This is a genomic window from Actinomycetospora sp. TBRC 11914, assembly GCF_012933465.1.
Lineage (GTDB): Bacteria > Actinomycetota > Actinomycetes > Mycobacteriales > Pseudonocardiaceae > Actinomycetospora.
Genome location: NZ_JABBND010000015.1, coordinates 65,308 through 85,607 on the forward strand (window position 1 = coordinate 65,308; position 20,300 = coordinate 85,607).

Annotated in this window: 17 protein-coding genes; 7 read left to right on the forward strand and 10 right to left on the reverse strand. The window is 76.0% G+C overall.

Annotated features, from left to right (window positions below; translation table 11 throughout):
* Positions 1 to 37: 37 nt before the first annotated feature.
* The 3 genes from HH311_RS21470 to HH311_RS21480 all read left to right on the forward strand — a co-directional run bounded on the left by HH311_RS21470 (position 38) and on the right by HH311_RS21480 (position 3,141).
* Positions 38 to 280, forward strand: a complete 243-nt coding sequence (locus tag HH311_RS21470) for an acyl carrier protein (RefSeq protein ID WP_018331414.1) — start codon at positions 38 to 40, stop codon at positions 278 to 280.
* A complete protein-coding gene (locus tag HH311_RS21475) occupies positions 277 to 1,539 on the forward strand; it encodes a beta-ketoacyl synthase (RefSeq protein WP_169185735.1) in 1,263 nt (420 codons plus the stop codon). Before HH311_RS21470 ends, HH311_RS21475 begins: the two co-directional genes overlap by 4 nt.
* A gap of 132 nt (positions 1,540 to 1,671) precedes the next feature.
* Positions 1,672 to 3,141 carry an acyl-CoA carboxylase subunit beta gene (locus HH311_RS21480; RefSeq protein ID WP_169185736.1) on the forward strand — a complete coding sequence of 490 codons (1,470 nt, stop codon included), beginning with the start codon at positions 1,672 to 1,674 and terminating at the stop codon, positions 3,139 to 3,141.
* Between the two features lie 51 nt (positions 3,142 to 3,192).
* Here the strand turns inward: HH311_RS21480 and HH311_RS21485 are convergent, their stop codons facing one another.
* From HH311_RS21485 to HH311_RS21495, 3 genes are all read right to left on the reverse strand, one after another.
* Entirely contained in the window at positions 3,193 to 4,143 is a 951-nt protein-coding gene (locus tag HH311_RS21485; protein WP_169185737.1) for a type IV toxin-antitoxin system AbiEi family antitoxin domain-containing protein, read from the reverse strand.
* A 90-nt stretch (positions 4,144 to 4,233) separates the two neighbouring features.
* A complete protein-coding gene (locus tag HH311_RS21490; protein WP_169185738.1) occupies positions 4,234 to 4,842 on the reverse strand; it encodes a hypothetical protein in 609 nt (202 codons plus the stop codon).
* A gap of 73 nt (positions 4,843 to 4,915) precedes the next feature.
* A complete protein-coding gene (locus HH311_RS21495; RefSeq protein ID WP_169185739.1) occupies positions 4,916 to 5,413 on the reverse strand; it encodes a DUF3145 domain-containing protein in 498 nt (165 codons plus the stop codon).
* Positions 5,414 to 5,611: 198 nt separating this feature from the next.
* Between HH311_RS21495 and HH311_RS21500 the strand changes: the two genes are divergently transcribed.
* Positions 5,612 to 6,964 carry an MFS transporter gene (locus HH311_RS21500; protein ID WP_169185740.1) on the forward strand — a complete coding sequence of 451 codons (1,353 nt, stop codon included), beginning with the start codon at positions 5,612 to 5,614 and terminating at the stop codon, positions 6,962 to 6,964.
* A gap of 37 nt (positions 6,965 to 7,001) precedes the next feature.
* Here the strand turns inward: HH311_RS21500 and HH311_RS32785 are convergent, their stop codons facing one another.
* Positions 7,002 to 7,130 (reverse strand): hypothetical protein, encoded by a 129-nt coding sequence (locus HH311_RS32785; protein ID WP_282439684.1) that lies wholly within the window; start codon positions 7,128 to 7,130, stop codon positions 7,002 to 7,004.
* 369 nt (positions 7,131 to 7,499) lie between these two features.
* Here HH311_RS32785 and HH311_RS33470 point away from each other — a divergent pair, with 369 nt between their 5' ends.
* Positions 7,500 to 8,822 carry a GGDEF domain-containing protein gene (locus HH311_RS33470; RefSeq protein WP_169185741.1) on the forward strand — a complete coding sequence of 441 codons (1,323 nt, stop codon included), beginning with the start codon at positions 7,500 to 7,502 and terminating at the stop codon, positions 8,820 to 8,822.
* A 24-nt stretch (positions 8,823 to 8,846) separates the two neighbouring features.
* Here the strand turns inward: HH311_RS33470 and HH311_RS21510 are convergent, their stop codons facing one another.
* Both HH311_RS21510 and HH311_RS21515 read right to left on the reverse strand, forming a co-directional pair.
* Positions 8,847 to 10,025, reverse strand: a complete 1,179-nt coding sequence (locus HH311_RS21510) for an acyl-CoA dehydrogenase family protein (RefSeq protein WP_169185742.1) — start codon at positions 10,023 to 10,025, stop codon at positions 8,847 to 8,849.
* Positions 10,026 to 10,072: 47 nt separating this feature from the next.
* Complete coding sequence (locus HH311_RS21515; protein ID WP_169185743.1) at positions 10,073 to 10,543, reverse strand: NUDIX domain-containing protein; 471 nt, start codon at positions 10,541 to 10,543, stop codon at positions 10,073 to 10,075.
* Positions 10,544 to 10,562: 19 nt separating this feature from the next.
* Between HH311_RS21515 and HH311_RS21520 the strand changes: the two genes are divergently transcribed.
* Positions 10,563 to 11,678 carry a glutamate--cysteine ligase gene (locus HH311_RS21520; protein ID WP_169185744.1) on the forward strand — a complete coding sequence of 372 codons (1,116 nt, stop codon included), beginning with the start codon at positions 10,563 to 10,565 and terminating at the stop codon, positions 11,676 to 11,678.
* Between the two features lie 51 nt (positions 11,679 to 11,729).
* Here the strand turns inward: HH311_RS21520 and HH311_RS21525 are convergent, their stop codons facing one another.
* The gene (locus tag HH311_RS21525) at positions 11,730 to 13,223 is read right to left on the reverse strand and encodes a DUF2867 domain-containing protein (protein WP_169185745.1); all 1,494 of its coding nucleotides are present in this window, start codon (positions 13,221 to 13,223) and stop codon (positions 11,730 to 11,732) included.
* A 50-nt stretch (positions 13,224 to 13,273) separates the two neighbouring features.
* The gene (locus HH311_RS21530) at positions 13,274 to 13,489 is read right to left on the reverse strand and encodes a hypothetical protein (protein ID WP_169185746.1); all 216 of its coding nucleotides are present in this window, start codon (positions 13,487 to 13,489) and stop codon (positions 13,274 to 13,276) included.
* 525 nt (positions 13,490 to 14,014) lie between these two features.
* Between HH311_RS21530 and HH311_RS21535 the strand changes: the two genes are divergently transcribed.
* Positions 14,015 to 14,269, forward strand: coding sequence for a WhiB family transcriptional regulator (locus HH311_RS21535; RefSeq protein ID WP_169185747.1), 255 nt, complete (start codon positions 14,015 to 14,017; stop codon positions 14,267 to 14,269).
* Positions 14,270 to 14,368: 99 nt separating this feature from the next.
* On the opposite strand, the gene HH311_RS21540 is transcribed toward HH311_RS21535, so the two are convergent.
* Positions 14,369 to 15,322 carry a DUF2188 domain-containing protein gene (locus HH311_RS21540; protein ID WP_169185748.1) on the reverse strand — a complete coding sequence of 318 codons (954 nt, stop codon included), beginning with the start codon at positions 15,320 to 15,322 and terminating at the stop codon, positions 14,369 to 14,371.
* Between the two features lie 134 nt (positions 15,323 to 15,456).
* A complete protein-coding gene (locus HH311_RS21545; RefSeq protein ID WP_169185749.1) occupies positions 15,457 to 20,220 on the reverse strand; it encodes a cation-translocating P-type ATPase in 4,764 nt (1,587 codons plus the stop codon).
* Positions 20,221 to 20,300: the final 80 nt, after the last annotated feature.

Below are 20,300 nucleotides of genomic sequence, written 5' to 3' on the forward strand. Positions count from 1 at the left end.
CCCGGTTCACCACCAACCCCGCAAGGAAAGGAGCCACGTGGCTTCCAAGGAAGAGATCCTCCCCGACCTCGCGAGCATCGTCGAGGAGGTGGCCGGCGTCGACGCCTCGGAGGTGACTCCGGAGAAGTCGTTCGTCGACGACCTCGACATCGACTCGCTGTCGATGGTGGAGATCGCGGTGCAGGCCGAGGACAAGTTCGGGGTCAAGATCCCCGACGACGAGCTCGCGAAGCTCACCACCGTGTCCGACGCCGTCGACTACATCTCCTCGCACTCGTGAGCGCGCCCGGTCAGGGGGTCGTCGTCACCGGGATGGGCGCGACGACCCCGCTCGGCGGAGACGTGCAGACCACCTGGGACGGCCTCCTGGCCGGCGCCTCCGGGGCCCGGCCGATCGAGGACGACTGGCCGGCCCGCTTCGAGCTCCCCGTCGACTTCGCCTCCCAGCTCGCCGTCGAGCCCTCGGAGAGCCTCAAGCGCGTCGAGCTGCGCCGGCTCGACCGCTCCGAGCAGGTCGCGATCATCGCGGCCCGCCAGGCATGGGCCCACGCCGACCTCGGCGACTACCCGGCCACCGAGGACGGGTCGCCGAAGGTCGACGCGCTGCGCCTCGCCGTCGTCGTCGGGACCGGCATCGGCGGTGCCCTCACCCTGCTCGGGCAGGACGACATTCTCGAGCAGCAGGGCCTGCGCAAGGTCGCGGTCCTGACGATCCCGATGCTCATGCCGAACGGGCCCGCCGCCCACGTCGGCCTGGAGTTCGGCGCGGCCGCGGGCATCCACGCGCCGGTCTCGGCCTGCGCGTCCGGGGCCGAGGCCATCGCCTGGGGCTGGCGGATGCTGCAGGCGAACGAGGTCGACGTCGTCGTCGCCGGCGGCGCCGAGGCCTGCATCGCGCCGATCACCCTCGCCGGGTTCTGCCAGGCCCGGACCATGGCGCACGACTGGGACGACCCGACGCTCGCCTCCCGGCCGTTCGACACGAAGCGCAACGGCTTCGTGCTCGGCGAGGGCTCCGGCATGGTCGTCCTGGAGCGCGAGGAGTTCGCGAAGGCCCGGGGCGCGACCGTCCACGGCCGGATCGCCGGCATCGGGACCAGCGCGGACGCCTACCACATCACCGCGCCCGACCCCGAGGGCACGGGCCAGTCGCGGGCGATAGCGGCGGCCCTGCGGACGGCGGGCCTGGAGCCCTCCGACGTCGGGCACGTCAACTGCCACGCGACCTCCACCCCGGTCGGCGACGTGGCCGAGACGGTCGCCGTCCGCAAGGCCATCGGCGACCACCCGGTGCTCTCCGCGCCCAAGGGCTCGCTGGGTCACCTGCTCGGCGCCGCGGGCGCGGTCGAGGCGATCGCGACGATCCTCGCGGTGAAGGAGGGCCTCGTGCCCCCGACGGCCAACCTCACCGAGCTCGACGCCGACGTGGAGCTCGACGTCGTCGCCGGCGAGGCCCGGAAGGTGGCCCTCGAGGCCGCCGTCAACGACTCCTTCGGCTTCGGAGGACACAACGTCTCGCTCGCCGTCACCCCTGCCTGACCCGGTGCGCCGCGGCACCCCGAGGCCCCACGACGCCGCCGGACGGTGCGGTCCGCCGACCCGTACCGCACCGTCCACCCTGCCCACCGCTCCCCGCCCGACCGGCGGGTGGCGGCTCGGAGAGGAGATCGCATGACCGCCCTCGACTCCCGTCCCTCGACCTCGTCCCCCGAGCCGGCCGCCCGCGCGGCGTCGCTCCCGACCGAGGAGCTCGACCCGCGCTCCCCGTACGTCCGGGGAGCGGCGCTGGTCGACGAAGGCACGTTCTCGCCGCTGCGCCCGCCGGACTCCTCGGGTGCGATGGCCGCGCACGGGCGCATCAACGGCTCGCGCGTCGTCGTCTACGTCACCGACGGGTCGGTGATGGGCGGGGCGATGGGCTCGGAGGGCTGCCGGCACATCGTCGAGGCCATCGACACCGCGCTGCGGCTGCGCTGCCCGGTGATCGGGCTCTGGCACTCCGGCGGGGCGCGGCTGGCCGAGGGGGTGGAGGCGCTCGACGCGGTCGGGCAGGTCTTCGCGGCGATGGTGCGCGCCTCCGGGCGGGTGCCGCAGATCTCGGTCGTCCTCGGGCCGGCCGCCGGTGGCGCGGCCTACGGGCCGGCGCTGACCGACCTGGTGATCATGGCGCCGCAGGGCCGGGTGTTCGTGACCGGACCCGACGTCGTGCGCTCGGTGACCGGCGAGACCGTCGACGCCGAGGGGCTCGGCGGGCAGGACGCCCACGGGCGGCGCTCCGGGGTGGTCCACGTGGTGGCCGACTCCGAGGCCGACGCCCTGGCCCGGGCCCGGCGGCTGACCGGGTTCTTCGCGACGCCCGGGTCGTTCGACGTGCGGTCCACGCGGTCGTCCGACCTCAAGGCGCTGCTGCCCGAGGCCAAGAAGCGCGCCTACGACGTGCACCCGCTGCTGCGCGAGCTGCTCGACCCGGCGCCGGAGGGTGAGTCGCCGTTCGAGGAGCTGCAGCCGCGGTACGCGCCGAACATCGTCGTCGGGTTCGGCCGGCTGGGGGGCCGGGCGGTCGGAGTGATCGCCAACAACCCGCTGCGCCTCGGCGGCTGCCTGGACTCGCCGTCGGCGGAGAAGGCGGCGCGGTTCGTGCGGCTCTGCGACGCGTTCGGCATCCCGATGGTCGTGGTGGTCGACGTGCCCGGCTACCTGCCCGGCGTCGGGCAGGAGTGGGACGGCGTGGTGCGCCGCGGGGCGAAGCTGCTGCACGCGTTCGCCGAGGCCACCGTGCCGCGGGTGACCCTGGTGACCCGCAAATCGTTCGGCGGGGCCTACATTGCGATGAACTCGCGCTCGCTCGGGGCGACGGCCGTGTTCGCGTGGCCGGACGCCGAGGTCGCCGTCATGGGGGCCAAGGCCGCCGTCGGGATCCTCAACCGCAAGCAGCTCGCGGCCGCGCCCGAGGAGGAGCGCGAGGCCCTGCACACCCAGCTGGCCGAGGAGCACGAGCGGACGGCCGGCGGGGTGAACCGGGCCCTGTCGCTCGGGGTGGTCGACGAGGTCATCGACCCGGCCCAGTCGCGGGCCCGTCTGGTCGACGCCCTCGCGAGCGCACCCGCCGGGCGGGGGCACCACGGGAACATCCCCCTGTAGGTGCCCTACGGGCCCGTGAGCACTTTCTGGTGCCATGACACCAGAAAGTGCTCACGGGCACCGGGTGCACCGGGTGGGCTGCCCGGTCCAGCCGAGCTGCTGGAGGCGAGCCACGACCAGCACCGCCACCGCGCACGGAGCGTCCTTGACCTCCTCGTAGCCGAACGTCAGCCGGGCCCGGCCCTCGAGCTCGGCGGCGTTGTCGCGGGCGCGGTCGACGCGGGCGGTGCGGCGGTTCGCGTGGGTGCGCCAACCGTCCAGGCGCACCGTGAGCACCCCGCACGGCATTGCGTACTCCAGGTCCTCGGCCCGACGACGCCCCTCGACGACCCGCCCGACCTGCCGCACGCCGGGCGGCAACCCGTGTGCCAGCTCGACGTCGTCGGCGTACCAGGCCTCGAGCACCGACTCCACGCCCTCGACCAGCAGCCGGGCCGCCGCGAGCAGCGCCGTGCGGTAACGGCGCGGCCGCCGGACCTCGAGGGCCTCCACGATCCGCTCCCCCGGCACCTTCGCCTGCGTGGCGCCCGCCGTCAGGACCCGCATGCCCTCACGCGCGCTCGGGGCGTCGACGGCCAGGTCGACCAGCGTCACCGGCTTGCTGGTGACCGGCGGGTCGCAGTTGGCCAGCACGATGTGAGGGAACGCCCGGCTGCGGTGCACCTCGATCCCCACGCAGCCCCGCGCCGAGCACCCGTAGGGAACGGTGAGGTGGATCGGCCCCGTCTCGCTGCCACCGGGCAGGCCCAGCACGGCGGCCGCGGTGCCATGGCTGAGCACGGCGGGACCGGACACGAACAACAGGGCGGCCCGCCGCCACATGGCGGCCGTCGGCCGCCCCGTCGTCACCGCATAGACCCCGGTGAAGAGGCGTTGCCACCGGCCGGCCTCGATGTGCGCCCTGATGACGTCGTCGGTGAGTCCCTGCGCGAGCGCCTGCGCCCGGGTGACGACACCGTCCTGCTCGCGAAGCAGGCACAGCCAGACTTCTGGGTCTCCCATGGGGGTTGGAGACCGATGGTGAACCTTCGGTTCCCGTGAGCACTTTCTGGTGTCATAGCACCAGAAAGTGCTCACGGGGGCGAAGCCCACCTAACAGGGCGTCCGCAAGCTGCTCCCCGCCGACGGGTCCACCAGACGCAGCGTCCCCCGCTCGGTCACCACGCTCATCGACACCTGCCAGCACAGCCGCGGCACCCGGACGTCCGGCGGGGCCGCGGCCGGGTCCTGGGTCGTGATCATCCCCATCGGCACCACGTACTCGCCGTCGCCGACCGGGTCGATCCGCCGCAGGATCACCGAGCCGACCTTCACCGTGCGGTTCCGGTCGGCGAACTGGGCCGAGGACACCGAGGCCGAGGAGGTCGCCGACGAGGTCGCGACCCAGGCCCCGTAGTCGCCGTTGTTGCGCGCGTCGACCTGCCGCTGCACGAGGTCGCGGATCTCGGCCGCGCGCGGTGACGTGGCCGCCGACGGGCTCTCGACGACGGTCGGGGACCCGGCCGACCCGTCGTCGGGCAGCGCGACCCCCGCGAGGGCCGGACCGGTGTCCCCGAGGGCGTCGCGGGCGGTGCCGGAGGCCCGGTCGGCCAGCACGGCGGCCGCCGCGCCGAGCACGGCCAGCAGCACGACGAGGGCGATCGGCACCGTGACGGCGGGGCGGGTCAGCGCCGCGAGCCGACCCCCACGGGCTCCGGTCACGCCGTGCGGCGGGTCGGCGTGGAGCGCATGGGAGCACTCTGCCAGCCCCGAGGGCCCGTGCGGAGCACGGGCCTCACCCCACCTGGTGCAGCCACCCGACCGCCGCGCCGTCGCCGGCGTAGCGGTACGGCTCGAGGGCGTCGTCCCAGCGGCGGCCCAGGAGCTCGTCGAGCGCGTGGTGCAGCGCGTCGCGGCCGTCGCGCCGGGCGGAGGCCATCGCCGAACGGAGCTGGTCCTCGCCGAGGACGACGTCGCCGTTCGCGCTCGTGCGGCCGTGCCAGAGCCCGAGCCCGGGGACGTGGCTGAAGCGCTCGCCGTCGGTGCCGGGGCTGGGCTCCTCGGTGACCTCGAAGCGGAGCATGCCCCAGGCCCGCAGGGCGCTCGCCAGGCGCGCCGCGGTGCCGACCGGGCCGGTCCACGAGCACTCGGCCCTCATCTGGCCCGGAGCCGCGTCCTGTGCGGTCCAGTCCAGCACGACACGGGCGTCGAGGACGCCCGAGATGGCCCACTCGACGTGCGGATTGACCGCAGGCGGCGACGAGTGGACGTAGACCACGCCACGGGTGCTCACTGCTGACCTCCGGTCGAGACGAGAAGCGTCTTCCCCAACGTCCTCGTGCCGTCCGCAGCGCGGTGATCACCGTGGTGGTGTCGCGCAGCAGTGTGCCCGTTGGGACCCCTGTTGTGCCAGTGGTCCGCGTGTTCGGCGTGTCGCGTCGCCCGAGAGGCCGTCGACCGACGCTGCTCGAACGCCTAGCGTCACCCGACGATGACGCGGCGCAACCGGGGTTCGCAGGGAGGTCCCGACGACGACCGCCCCGCCACCTTCGCCGACACCCTTGCCGTCGCGCCCTTCCGCCGGCTGTGGACCGGGCAGCTGCTCTCGATCCTCGGCGACCAGGTCGCCCGGGTCGCCCTGACGGTGCTCGTGTTCGACCGCACCGCCTCGGCCGCGCTGACCGCCCTGACCTACGCGCTGACCTTCCTGCCCGACCTCGTCGCCGGCCCGCTGCTCTCCGGGCTCGCCGACCGGTTCCCCCGACGCGCCACGATGGTCGTCACCGACGTGGCGCGGGCGGTCCTCGTCGCGGTGATGGCCGTGCCGGGCATGCCGCTGCCGGCGCTGTGCGTGCTGCTGGTCGCCGTGCAGATGCTCGCGGCGCCGTTCCTCGCGGCGCGCTCGGCGATCCTGCCGCACCTGCTCGAGGGCGACCGCTACGTCGCCGGCGCCGCGCTGATCGGCACGACCTACCAGTCCGCCCAGGTGCTCGGGTTCGCCCTCGGCGGGCCGCTCGTGACCCTGCTCGGGGTCTCCCCCGCCCTCGGCGTCGACGCGGCGACGTTCGTGGTCTCGGCGGTCGTCGTCGGGCTGGGCCTGCCCGAGCACCGCGCCGCGGGTCCCGACGGGGTCCCGACGACGACGGGTGCGGGCGCGCGCGAGGCCCTCGCGCGGATCGCGCAGGGCGCGCGCGTGGTCGGCCGGGACGCCCGGCTCCGCGCGCTGATCGCGCTCGCGTGCGTCTCGGCGTTCGTGGTGACCGTCGAGGGGCTCGCCGCCCCCTACGCCGCGCACCTGGGCGCCGGCACGGCCGCCGTCGGGCTGCTGCTCGCGGCCAACCCGCTCGGGGCCGCCGTCGGGATCGTGGCCCTCACCCGGCTCGTCGCCCCCGAGGTGCGGCCCCGCCTGCTCGGACCGCTCGCCGTGGGGTCCTGCGTCCCGTTGATCGGGTCCGCGCTGGACCCGCCGCTGCCCGTGGTGATCGGGCTGTGGGTGGTCTCCGGGCTGTGCTGCGCCTACCAGGTCCCGGCCAACGCGGCGTTCGTCGCCGCGGTCGCCGACGCCCACCGCGGGCAGGCGTTCGGCCTCGCGGTCACCGCGCTGCGCGCCACCCAGGGCGTGGGCGTGCTCGTCTCCGGGGTCCTCGCGCAGGCGACCTCGCCGCCGGGCGCGGTGGCGCTCAGCGGCGCCGTGGGCGTGGTCGCGGCGCTCGCCGCCGGCCTCGCGTGGCGGCGCGCCCGGGTCGGTTCGGGCGCCGACACCGGCGGGTCGGGCGGGACCCGGGAACCGCCCGGATCACCCGGATCGCCCGGACCGACGGCCGGCACCCCCGACGCCGCGTGAGCGGCGCCCGGGGACGCCCGGGGAGGTCGCGTCAGGATCAGCGCCAGTGCGCGTCCCGCCAGTGGGCGTCCCGCACCCAGTTCGAGTCGTCGCCGGCGAGGTGGCGGGCGGCGGACCGCACCCAGTTCGAGTCGTCGCGGACCCAGTTCGAGTCGGAGGTGGACATCGTTGCTCCTTCGTGGTCGCGCCCCGTGTCCGCGCGCGGCGTCACCACGCGTGGCACGAGGTCCCCATCCGGGGTTGAGAGTCACTCCGCGTGAGCGCTCGACGGCCGTCTCGGGGCGGTGCCCCGATCACGCTCTGCGGTCGGACGACTCCAGCCTGCCAACTGTGGCCCTCGGTCACCAGACGACGACCGGGCGTCAACCAACCAGGTGAGACGCCACGAAAGGGTGATCCACTCGTCCTCGGCAGAGTGGTTCGGGGTACCGTTGGGTCACGAGCACGAGGGCGCGACCGGCGGGTGCGGGGGCACCGCCCACGGCGACCAGGAGGCACCGCCACCGGCCGATCCCAGCTTCGGAGGCAGCAGAACGTGACCGTTCCTCGCGCGCGGCCGCCCGGCCAGGACGCCGGGGAGCTCACGCGCCGCGACCGGTCGGGCCTGCTCGCGATGGCGCCCACCCGGTGGGACCTGTGGTCGCTCCGCCCCCGGGCGCTGACCTACGTACTCACCGTCGACCTGCTCGCCGTGGCCGTGCTCGTCGCCGCCTTCGTGTGGCGCCCGGCCGACGCGCGGGACTGGATGGTCGCCGGGCTGCTCTTCCTGGGCGCGGCCGTCCACGCGGAGGCCGCCCGCCACATCGAGCGCATCCGCATCACCCGCGACGACCGGCCGTTCATCGACCTCAAGTCGATGTGGACCTTCGCGGGACTGCTGCTGGTGCACCTCGGACCCGCGCTCGTGCTGGTCACCGTCACGTTCGCCTACTGGTGGATCCGCAACGAGCAGCACCCGCCGCCGCACCGCTGGACGTTCTCCTGGGCGACCGTGGTGCTGGGCACCGGCGCGGCCGCGCTGGTGCTGGTCGACTTCGACAAGTCCACGCTGCTCACCGCCGCGGCCGGACCGAAGGGCCTCGTCCTCATCGCGCTGGCCGCGCTGGTGCGCTGGACGGTGAACCACGGCCTCGTCGTCGGGATCATCCTGCTGATCTCCTCGCCGACGCCGTCGGTCCGGCGCCACCTCGCGAGCCCCGCCGACACGCTGCTCGGGCTCGGGGCGCTCGCGCTGGGCGCGGCGCTGGCGGTGCTCGCCTCGGCGTCGCCGTGGCTGGTGCCGATCCTGCTGGTGCCGGTGATCATGCTCCACCGCGGCGTGCTGGTGGACCAGTTCCGGCAGGCCTCACGGACCGACCCGAAGACCGGGCTGGTCAACGGGGCGGCCTGGGCCGAGCTGGCGGGCAAGGAGCTCGCGCGGGCCCGGCGGATGCGGCACGGCCTCGCGGTGCTCATGGTCGACCTGGACAACTTCAAGGCGGTCAACGACGCCCACGGTCACCTCGCCGGCGACGAGGTCCTGCGCGCGGTGGCGGCGACGCTCTCGGCGGAGGTCCGGGCCTACGACGCGGTGGGGCGCTTCGGTGGCGAGGAGTTCGTCGTCCTGCTCTCCGCGGTCGACACCGCGTCGGCCACCCGCGCCGCGGAACGACTCCGCGCCCGCATCCACGCCCTCGACGTCGCCGTCGACGGGCCGGGCGGCTCGAAACGCATCCGCGGGCTCACGGCCTCCGTCGGGTGCGTCGCCAGCCCGACCGCGTCCGGCAGCGTGGACGAGCTCGTCGGCGCCGCCGACAGCGCCCTCTACGAGGCCAAGCGGGCCGGGCGCGACCGCGTGGTCTGCGCCCCGCCCGCCTGACGGTCCGGGCTCAGCGGGACGCGCTCACCGGAAGGCGGCCAGCCCCGTCAGCGCCTGGCCGATCGAGAGGGCGTGCATCTCCTCGGTGCCCTCGTAGGTCAGCACCGTCTCGAGGTTCGTCATGTGCCGGAACACCGGGTACTCGAGCGTGATCCCGTTGCCGCCGAGCACGGTGCGCGCGGTGCGGGCGACGTCGAGGGCGGCCCGCACGTTGGCCATCTTGCCGAAGCTGACCTGCGAGGGGTGCAGCTCGTGGGCGTCCTTGAGCCGGCCGATCCGGGCCGCCGTCAGCGACGCCTGGTTCACCGCGACCACCATGTCGGTGAGCTTGCGCTGGGTGAGCTGGAACCCGGCGATCGGCTGCCCGAACTGCTCGCGGTCTCCTGCGTAGGCGAGCGCCGCCTCGAAGCAGGAGCGGGCCGCCCCGACGGCGCCCCACAGGATCCCGTAGCGGGCCTCGTTGAGGCACGACAGCGGACCCTTGAGCCCGCTGACGTCCGGGAACACCGCGTCGCCCGGCACGCGCACGCCCTCGAGGACCAGCTCGGCGGTGAGCGAGGCGCGCAGCGAGAGCTTGTGCTTGACCTCGTTGGCGGTGAAGCCCGGGGTGTCGGTGGGCACGACGAAGCCGCGGATCCCCTTCGAGCCCGCGTCGGGGTCGGTCTGGGCCCACACGACGGCGACGTCGGCCAGGGTCCCGTTGGTGATCCACATCTTGGTGCCGTCAAGCACCCAGTCCTCGCCGTCGCGGCGGGCGCGGGTGCGCATCGACCCCGGGTCGGACCCGGCGTCGGGCTCGGTCAGGCCGAAGCAGCCCAGTGCGTCGCCGGTCGCCATCCGCGGCAGCCACTGCTGCTTGTGCTCCTCGCTGCCCCACCGGTGGATCGCGAACATCGCGAGCGAGCCCTGCACCGAGACGAACGAGCGCAGCCCCGAGTCGATCGCCTCGAGCTCGCGGCAGGCCAGCCCGTAGGAGGTGGCGTTGGTGCCGGCGCAGCCGTAGCCCTCGAGGTGCATGCCGAGCAGGCCGAGCGACCCGAGGCCCTTGGCGATGTCGCGCGGCAGCGTGTTCGACTCGTACCACTCGGCGATGCGCGGGGCGAGCTCGGCGCGGGCGTAGTCGCGCACCGCGTCGCGGATGTCGCGCTCCTCGGCGGACAGCTCGGCGTCGACGGCGAGGAAGTCACTCGGGTCCGGGGCCATGGACCCACGGTAGGGCCTGCGACCGCCGGCCGCGGCCCGGTCGCGCCTCAGTGCGACGGGGCGTCCGGCCCGTGCCAGAAGCCCGCGAACCCGGGGTGGAGCAGCAGCGCGTCCACCTCGCCGAGCGGCACCCACGCCAGCTCCGTCGCCTCGCCGTCGGTGGGGTGCAGCGCCGGCGGGTCGACGGTCAGCGCGGCGTGCACCGTCGTGTAGGACCAGCCGCCGTGGTCGTCGACGGTCTCGGCGGTCACGACGACGACCGCCGGGTCCAGCCCGGTCTCCTCGCAGGCCTCGCGCAGCGCCGCGTCCCGGGCGGACTCGGCGCCGTCGCGCGCCCCGCCGGGGATGCCCCACGTGCCGCCGTGGTGGCTCCAGACCGCCCGGTGGGCGAGCAGCAGCCGGCCGTCGGCGAGCACGAGCAGCCCGGCCGCGCCGAAGCGCCCCCAGTGCCGGTGGCCCTGCGCACAGTGGACCCAGCCGTCGCCGTTGGCCCCCCGGTCCTGCTCGCGTGCCGCCACACGACGATGATCCCCTGTCGTGGACCACGATGCGCGTCGCCTCGGCGTGGAGGAGGAGCTGCTGCTCGTCGACCCCGACGACGGGCGGCCCCTCGGCCTGGCCGCGCCGGTGCGGGAGGCGGGCGAGGACCTCGACGGGGAGATGCGCGCCGAGCAGGTGGAGACCGGCAGCACCCCGCACGACGACGCCGACGCGCTCGCGCACGACCTCCTCACCCGCCGTCGGGACGCCGCGGAGGCGGCCGCGTCGCAGGGCGCGGCGGTCGCGGGGCTCGCCACCTCCCCCGTCGGCCCCGACCCGCTGCGCCCGCCGCCCGGGCGCTACGGCCGCATCCTCGAGCGGTTCGGCCCGATCGCCTCCGAGCAGCTCACCAACGGCCAGCACGTACACGTCGAGATCGCCTCGCGGGAGGAGGGCGTCGGCGTGCTCGACCGCATCGGGCCGTGGCTTCCGGTGCTGCGCGCGATCTCGGCGAACTCCCCGTTCTGGCGCGGCGACGACACCGGGCACGCCAGCTACCGCTCCCTGGTCTGGGCGCGATGGCCCAGCGCGGGACCGACGCCGGTGTTCGGCGGCCCGGAGGCCTACGAGGCCTCGGTGGCGGCGATGATCGCGACCGGCACCGTGCTCGACGAGGGGATGGTCTACTTCGACGCCCGGCTGGCGGCGTCGTACCCGACCGTCGAGGTCCGGGTCGCCGACGTCGCCGGGGAGGTCGAGGAGGCCGTCGTCGTCGCGCTGCTGGCCCGCGCGCTGGTCGAGACGGCCGCCCGGGGGTGGGCGGCCGGCGAGCCCCCGACGAGCGCGCCGGTGGAGGCGCTGCGCCTGGCCCACTGGCGGGCGGCGCGGTCGGGGTGCGTGCCCGGCCACGACACCGAGGCCGGCCTGCTCGTCGACCCCCGCACCGGCCGGCCCGCCGAGGCGGGGGCGGTGGTGCACGCGCTGCTCGAGCACGTCGCGGACGCGCTGGGGCCGGATGCCGCCCGCGTACGGGCGGGGTGCGCGCAGGTGCTGGCCGGCGCGACCGGGGCCGCCCGGCAGCGGCGGGTGTTCACCGAGGCCGGCGGGCACACCGGGAACGGGACGCGGGCGGTGGCGCTGGACGCCGCCGCCCGGTGCGCTCCGCGCCCGTGAGCACTTTCTGGTGTTATGGCACCAGAAAGTGCTCACGAGGCCGGAGGCCACCTACCGGGAGGCCCCGGCGATCCCCCGCACCATCGACGGGAACACCAGCGGCGCCCCGACCCGCAGCGCCGTCCCGTAGGCCACCCCGGCGAGCCCCGAGGGCGCGAACCGGACCTCGACCTCCAGCCGCGAGCCCGACCCCCGCGGCTCCACCGTGAACTCCAGCCAGAGCCGGCCGGGGACCCGCAGGTCGGCCCGGAGCCGCAGCAGCCGCCGCGGCGCGAGGGCCTCCACCCGCCAGGCGTCGACGACGTCGCCCACCACGAGGTCCCGGCCGTGCGGGCGGCCCCGGTACGCGCCGACCCCGCCCAGCAGCTGGTCCACCCAGCCCAGCACGCCGAAGACCCCGGGCGGGGTGTACCAGCCGGTGTCGCCGCCGAGGCGCTGCAGCACGGCCCACACCGCCGCCGGGGCGGCCGGCGAGTCGGCCGACGACCGCCAGCGCCACGTCGCGCCGCCCGACCCGACGGGGTCGGTCGCGAGCGCGAGCGCCGCGGGCCGCTCGGCCGCGACTCCGTCCCGGGGCGACGACGACGGCGTGGGGTCGCGCTCCTCGGGGTCGGTCCCGTCGCGGCGGCGGCCCAGCGCCGCGCGGACGGCCGCGTCGTAGGTCGTCGGGCCGCCGGGCGGCGCCCCGAGCAGGGCGATCGCGTCCGTGAGCGAGTCGCCGCACACGAGCTCGTGGCGCAGCGACTCGACCAGCGGCTCCACCAGCGCGCGCGGCAGCGGCGAGAGCAGCTCCAGGGCGGCCGCGGCGACGGTCGGGCCGCCGGGCGGGACCGGCACGGGCACCGGCACCGCGAGCCGCTGCGGCAGCCCGGCGAGGCGCGCGTAGCGCTGCACCAGGTCGAGGTAGGTCAGGACGTCGGGGCCGCCCACGTCGAGGGCCCGGTCCACCTCGGGCGGCAGGGTGGTCGCCGCGGTCAGGTAGTGCAGGACGTCGTCGACGGCGATCGGCTGGGTCCGGTGCGCCAGCCACGGGATGGCGGGCAGCACCGGCACGCGCTCCGCGAGGTAGCGGATCATCTCGAAGCTCGCCGACCCGGAGCCCACGACGATCGACGCCTCCAGCGCCGCCGTCGGCACCGGCGAGCCGAGGAAGATGTCGGCCACCTCGGCCCGGGAGGCCAGGTGGCGGGACGCGTCGTCCCCGGCCGGGCGCAGCCCCCCGAGGTAGACGAGCCGACCGACGCCCGCCGTGTCGGCGGCGTCCGCGACGGCGTGGGCCGCGGCCCGGTCGCGCGCCGGGAAGTCCGCCCGCTCGAGAGCGTGGGCGAGGTGCACGACGGCGTCGGCGCCCGCGACGAGCCGCGCGAGCGCGTCCGGGTCGCCCCCCAGCTCGCCCGGGACGACGTCCACGCGGTCCGCCCAGGCGCACCGCGCGAGCTTGTCCGGGGAGCGCACGAGCACCGCGACGTCGTCGCCCCGGGCGAGCAGACGCGGCACGAGCCGCGTCCCGAGGTAGCCGGTGGACCCGATGACGGCGCAGCGCACGGGCCCATCCTCGCGGGGAGGCCGACCGCGCGCGCGTCACCCGCCGCGCGTCACCCGCGCAGGTTCGGGCGGCCCTCCTGGTCGGCCCACCGCTGGTCGATCCCGATGATGCTGGGGCGCCCCCGCATGATCCGCGCGACCTGCCAGACCCCGATCACCCCGAGGACCAGGCCGATGATCCAGTAGCCGAGGACGAACGCCACGAGCGCTCCGGCACAGATCGCCCCGACGACGATGTCGCGCAGTCCCAGCACGATCGCCCTCATCGCGGCCCCCGCTCGCCCGGCTTCCCCGGTGGTGTCATCGGCATCACCGGCCAGTGTGCCCCGCCGCCCCCCGCGATGCACGTACCGTGATGACCGCAAGACGGTCACCGTCGGCGACGTCGATCTGTGAGCAACGTCACAGTTCACTCGAACGCCTACGGCGATCGCGATCGTTTGCTCCGACCGCACTCCGGCTATTCTGGTGAGCCGGATTGCGCCTCGGAGTGCTGTCCGGCAACCGGATGCTCCACACGGGCGGGCAACCACCCCACGGGAAACCGCCCGATGGAACCGGTGAGGACCGCACGACGTCTCTGCTCCGAGGGACTCCCTCGGGCCGCCCGACGTCGGCATCCCCGAGGACAGACCCAGCGAAGACCGACCCGTCACCGGTGTCACGGACGCCGGGGCGCGCGAGCGTGTGCGCGCGCCGGGACGGGACGCACGACCACGCACGCCACGGGCGCGCCGGCAGCGGACGCCCCGACCGACACGGACACGAGTGAGGAAAGGACTGCAGGACCCATGGACTGGGAGCTCGCGGCCTGCCGCGACCACGACCCCGAACTGTTCTTCCCCGTCGGCACCGAGGGGCCCGCGGCCGAGCAGCTGACCGCCGCCAAGTTCATCTGCGGCACCTGCCCGATCCGCTCCGCCTGCCTGCGGTGGGCGATGGACACCGGCCAGGAGGCCGGCGTCTGGGGCGGTACCTCGGAAGAGGACCGTCGGGAGATGCGGCGTGCCGCCCGTACCGGGCAGCCGCTTCCCCTGAGCGCCTGAGCGACCGCGCCCCACGGCGCGTCCCGCTCCGCCGGCGCACGACACACGAAGGGCCCGGTTCCACCAGGAACCGGGCCCTTCGTGCTGTCCGGGGAACGCTCAGCGGCGTCCGGTGACCTTCCGCGCCGCCTCGGCGAGCACGTGCCCCCCGGTCGAGATCACGGCGCCGGTGAGGCTGAACGTGGTCCGCACCGCGAAGCCCGCGACCTGCCCGGCGATGCGCACCGGGTTGTACGACGGGGCGGTCTGCTCGACCTGGCGGGTGGCCTCCGACACCGAGGAGTCGACCTGCCGGGCGGCCTCACGCACCGAGGAGTCGACCCGACGGGCCTGCGCCTCGGTGACGCTCGCGATCTTGCCGGCCACGTCGTCCCCGACGGTGTTGAGCTCGGCGTCGAGACCCGAGCTCACCGTGTCGGCCCGGTCGGCCCCCTCGACGGCCTTCTCGCCCGCCTCGTCGGCCGCGGCGCCGACCGTCTGGCCGGCGCGCTTGCCCGCCCGCGCGGTGTCCTTGGCGATGCGCTCGCCGGCCCGCTCGGTCGTCTCGGCGACCTGCCCGCCGGAGGTCTTGGCGATCGTCGCGGCGTCCCGGACGGCGGCCTTGGGGGCCTTGCCGTTGGTGGCGGCCTTCGCCTCCTTCGCGACGCCCTCGGCGCCGGCCTGGGCCTGCGCGGCGGCCTTCTTGCCCGAGGTCTCGGCGCGGTCGGCGATCTTCTCGCCGGTGGCCTCGGCGTCCGCCGCGACCTTCGAGGCGGTCTCCTCGGCCTTGTCCGCGGCCGCCTTGCCGGTGGCCCGCGCGCCCGCGGCGGTGGCCTTCGCGGCGTTCTTGGGCGCCTCGGTGGTGGAGTCCGCGCCCGCCTTCACGGTCTGGGACTCCCGGACCTTGCCGTCGGTGCCGTACACGACCACCTTCCCGCCGCCGTCCTTGGCGACGATCTCGGTGGCTCGCGCTACGGCCTCGGCCTGCGTCGGCGCCTTCGCGCTGGCGCGCTGGGCGCCCTTCTTCAGGACCTGCCAGCCGTCGTCGGTCGGCTTCACGTCACGGTCGGCCATGGCGGTGACCACAACTCCCTGGTCTCGTCGTGTTCGTCGTTCTGTCGCATCGGCGCTCGTTCGCCGCCGACGGAGTCACTGTGAGTGTTCCCCGCCCGCGACCTGCACAAACACGCCAGGGTGACCAGCGCCACTCACCCGGTGAGCGCAGCGGTGACCTTCTCCTGCAGCTCGAGGTAGCGCCGCGCTGCATCGTCGCGCACCTCGCCGAGCCGGTCCAACAGATCCGCGACGGCGGAGCCCTCGGGGGCCACCACGCCGCCGTAGCGACGCACCAGCTCGGGGCCGATCACCGACCCCACCGTGGCCGCCGCCGCCGAGCCCGCCGCCTGGCCCCAGGCGATCGGGCCCAGCGGCGTGCAGCCGAAGAACTGGCTCACCCCCGGCGTCTGGATCACCCCGAACAGCGCCCCCGCGCTGATCGCGCTCGCCCCGACCACCAACGGGCTGCGGTAGCCCCCGGCGACCACGGTCTGGCCGAGCTGGGTCCCGACGAGGGCCGCGAGCGCCACCGTCCGGGCGCGCGCCGGGCCGCCGTAGGGCGTCGCCCGGGCCTGGGCCCAGGCGAGGCTCGCGCCGCCCGCGGTGGCGACCGCACGCAGCGTGATCTCCCGGTTGAGCGCCTCGCCCAGCGAGGCCTCAGGGCCCTCGGCGAGCAGCGACCGGGCGTCCGAGGGCGCCGGCGCGCGCACCGCGAGGGCCAGCGACGGCGCCAGGTCGGTCAACAGGTTGACCAGCAGGAGCTGGCGGGCGGTCAGCGGCGAGGTCCCGGTCGTCGACGCACCCAGCACCGTGAACCCGATCTCGCCGAGGTTCCCGCCGACGAGCACGCCGAGCGCCTCGCGCACCGAGGCCCACATCGCGCGGCCCTCCACGAGCGCCGCGAGGATCGTCTCCAGGCGGTCGTCGGTGACGACGAGGTCGGCCGCGGCCCGGGCCGCCGGCGTCCCGCGGCGGCCCAGCGCGATGCCGACGTCCGCGAGCCGGATGGCGGGCGCGTCGTTGGCGCCGTCCCCGGTCATCGCGACGGTGCGCCCGAGCCGCTGGAAGGCCTGCACCGCGCGCACCTTGTGCGCCGGGGTGCCGCGGGCCACGACCCGCACCTTGGGCAGCACCGCGTCGAGGGCGTCGTCGTCGAGCTCGTCCATCTCCTGGCCGGTGATGACGGTGCCGCCCTCACCGAGGACGTCGAGCTCGTCGGCGACCGCCTCGGCGGTGCTCGGGTGGTCGCCGGTGATCATGACGACCTGCACGCCCGCGTCGCGCAGGTCGCGGACCGTGGCCTGCGACCCGGCGCGCACCGGGTCGGTGAAGCCGACGAAGCCCACGAAGGACAGCTCGGCGACGTCGTCGTCGGTCACCTCGAGGGCCGGGTCGGCGTCGGCGTACCGGTCCTCCGGGCCGGTCCACGGCTCGGACCGCTCGGCGACCGCGAGGACGCGCATGCCCTGGCCCGCGAGCAGCTCGGTGTGCTCGACGAGCCGCTGGCGGGCCTCGTCGTCGAGCGGGGTGCCCGCCCAGTCCGTGCAGCGGGCGATGACGACCTCGGGCGCGCCCTTGATCGAGAGCACCCGCTGCGTCTCACCCTCCTCCCGGGCCTCCCCGAGGGTGGCGTGGTAGCCGCGGCTGGGGTCGAAGTCGAGGGAGGCGAGCGGCCACCAGCCGGGGCGCTTGTGCTCCGGGTCGACGTCGAAGCTCTGGGCGCCGAAGACGACGGCGCGGTCGGTGAGGTGCGCGAGCCGCTCCCCCGCCTTCGGGCGCGGCGTGGCGCGCAGAGCCGCCGCGAGGACGCGGCGCTGGCGCTTCCGCAGCCGGTCGGTCGGGCGGAGCTTGACGCCGTCGGAGATCGCCGACAGCGCGAGCTTGCCCTCGGTGAGGGTGCCGGTCTTGTCGAAGCACAGCACGTCGACCCGGCCGACGGCCTCGATCGTCTTCGGGTTGCGCACCAGGGCGCCCTCGGCCGAGAGCCGCCGCGCGGACGCCAGCTGGGCCGCCGAGACGATGAACGGCAGCCCCTCGGGCACCGAGGCGACGGCGAGCCCGACGCCGGAGTGCAGGTTCTGCTGCATCGGCAGCCCGCGGATCGCGCCCGCGCCGACGACGGCGCCCGCCGACGCGAGCGCGAGCGGCGTGGTCACCTTGGTGATGCCCGACAGGCGGGTGTCGACGCCCGCGACCGGCGCGTTGGCCCGGGCCGCGGCGGTCGAGCGGCCCACCTCGGTGGAGGAGCCGGTGGCGACGACGACGGCCCGACCGCGCCCGGCCGCGACGGTGGTGCCCTCGTAGAGCATCGAGCGTCGCTCGGCCACCGAGCGGGCGATCACCGGCGCCGGGGCCTTCGGCACGGGCAGCGACTCCCCGGTCAGCGAGGACTCGTCGAGCTCGAGGCCGTCGGCGCGCAGCACCCGGCAGTCGGCGGGCACGACGTCGTCCGGGCCGAGCTCGACGACGTCGCCGACGACGACGTCGTCCGCGGTCACCGTCGTCGGCACGCCGTCGCGCAGCACGCGGGCCCGCGTCGAGGAGCGCTCGAGCAGGCCGGCGACGGCCCGGTCGGTCCAGACCCGCTGCACGCCACCGATCAGCGCGGACGCGGCGGTGACCCCGACGACGATGGCCGCGTCGGCCACCGCCCCGATCGCCGCGGAGAGCACGGCGCCGCCGGCGAGCACCGGGGTGAGCGGGTTGTTCAGCTCGTCGAGGAAGGCGCGGCCGAGCGACGGGGCCTCCTCGGCGTCCGCCGCGGGGTCCTCGCGGGTACGCCGCACGGCCTCGGCGCCCGACAGGCCCCGCTCGGTGGTGTCCAGGCGCGTCAGCACGGTCTCGGCGGGCATGACGTGCCACGGGGTGCGCGCCACGCCGGGCACCAGGGTCTTGCGCCCGAGCTCCGAGGCCGACCAGGCCCCGGCGCCGAGCGCGACGCCCGCGGCGCCGTTGACGGCGAGCCCGGCCAGCGACGGCCCCCGCGGCGCGGTCCCGGCGGTGGCCATCGCGGCGCCGAGCGCGGTGCCGGCGCGGGCGAGCGCCACCGAGCGGCCCGACGTCGCCCTGGCGACCTTGACGCCGTCGATGAGCAGCGCCGCCGTCGCGAGGTCGTCGCCGACCAGCACGTGGGCTCCCCAGGCGGGGGTGCCGTCGCCGCGGGCGACCCCGATGCCGAGGTCGGCGGCGGCCAGCGCGCCGCGCTCGCGCGAGACCACGAGCACGCCCGCGCCCTCGGCCTGCAGCATCCGCACCGCCGCGGCCAGCCCCTCGCCCCCGGGGACCTCGCGGTCGACGGTGCGGCGGGTGGCGGGCACGGAGGAGTCGGCCCCGGGCAGCGCGACCGCGTCCCCGGCGTCCCCCTCCTCGGCGTCCTCGTCGGGGGCGCCCTCCACCACCGGCTCGGGGCGCCGCGGCGCGGGCACCGAGGTCGCGGCGTCGGTCCCGACGACGAGGGCGAGCCCGGCCCGGCGGGCGGCGGCGCCCAGCGCCTCGGCCGCGGCGGCGGGCTCCGGCAGGGCGCCGACGACGGCGACGAGCTCGTCGCCGGAGGACAGCCCGAGGACCACGGTGGCGCCGTCGGTGCGCACGGTGTCGACGGCGTCGGCGACGCCCGGCTCGTCCTCGCGGCCCGCCGCGAGCGGCGCCAGCAGCCACCCGGTCTCGTGCTCGGCGGGGCGGGTGGCGGCGGACGGGTCGAACAGCTCGTGGACCAGCGGGGTCAGCGACTCGACGCCCACCTCCGAGCCGTCGGGGGCGGTCAGGCCGCGCTCGTCGGCTTCCTGGCCACCCTCGACCAGGACCAGGTCCCCGAGCATCAGCGCGCCGGTGGTCAGCGCGGACGCGTCGAGCACGACGGTGTCGATACGGTCCATCCGGCGCAGGACGGTCGGCTCCACGATCACCGCGCCACGCTTGGACAGCACCCGCCCGAAAGTCGTGGCGAAGCCCTCGCGGCCCATCCGGCCGGCCTTGGGCAGCGTCGAGAGTGCGACCCCGATCGCCCGGCGCGGGCCGCCGAGGGCGGCCGTCAGGCCGAAGCCGCCCAGCGCGGCCGCGCCGACGTAGTCGCCGTGGCGCTCGACGGGCCCGTCGGGGAAGGGCACCGGCCGCGCGGCCGGGAGACCGTCCTCGACCTCGGAGACCACCTGCTCGGGCGTGCTCATCATCCGCGGCTCGGCGCGGGCGAAGGCGTCCTCCGCTGCCCGGGTCTCGGCGATCTGCATCGCGCGGTAGGCCGCGTCCACGAGCAGACCGGTGGAGCCCTGCCCCAGGCCCTGACCCGCGGCGTTGGCGAGCGCGAGGAACACGTCGGCGCGCTGTCGGCCCAGGGCGCGCTCGACGACCGCGCGCAGGCGCGGCTGGTGGTCGAAGAACGACGCCGCCGACGCGTACTCCACGGGGAGGGGGGTGCGCCGCAGCACGGAGCCGACCCCGGCGAACCCGAGGCCCGCGAGGTCGGCGGCGAAGGCGGTGACGGCCCGGGCGACCGGGGTCGAGGCGTGCGCCCCGGTGGGGTTGAGCAGACCGGCCTCGGTCTGCTCCTCCTGCTCCTCGAGCAGCTCGACGAGGTCGACGAGGTCGTCGGTCACCTCGTCGGGCCCGGTGGCCGGGTCTCCGCCCTCGCCGTCGGCGAGCGCGACCACCACGACGCCGAGGGCCGCGTTCACCGTCGCCCAGTCCACCGCCGGGTGCGCCGCCAGCGCCTTCTCGATCGCGCGCAGGAGCTCGGCGCCGGACTCCCGGGCCGTCGCCGGTACCCCGATGTGGACGCGCCCGTCGCCCCGCCACACGCGCCGCCCGCGGTGGCGGGCCGGGTCGAGCGCGTCGAGCGCCGCCCGCCCGAGGCCGAAGGGATCGACGATCCGGCCGAGCAGGGAACGGCGCGGGCGGAGGGTCTCGTCGTCGGGCCTCATGAGGGGTGGGACTCGTCCTTTCGCAGTGCGGGCACCGGGTCGGTGGGGCGTCGGGGGCGCCGCGACGACGAGCCGTCCCC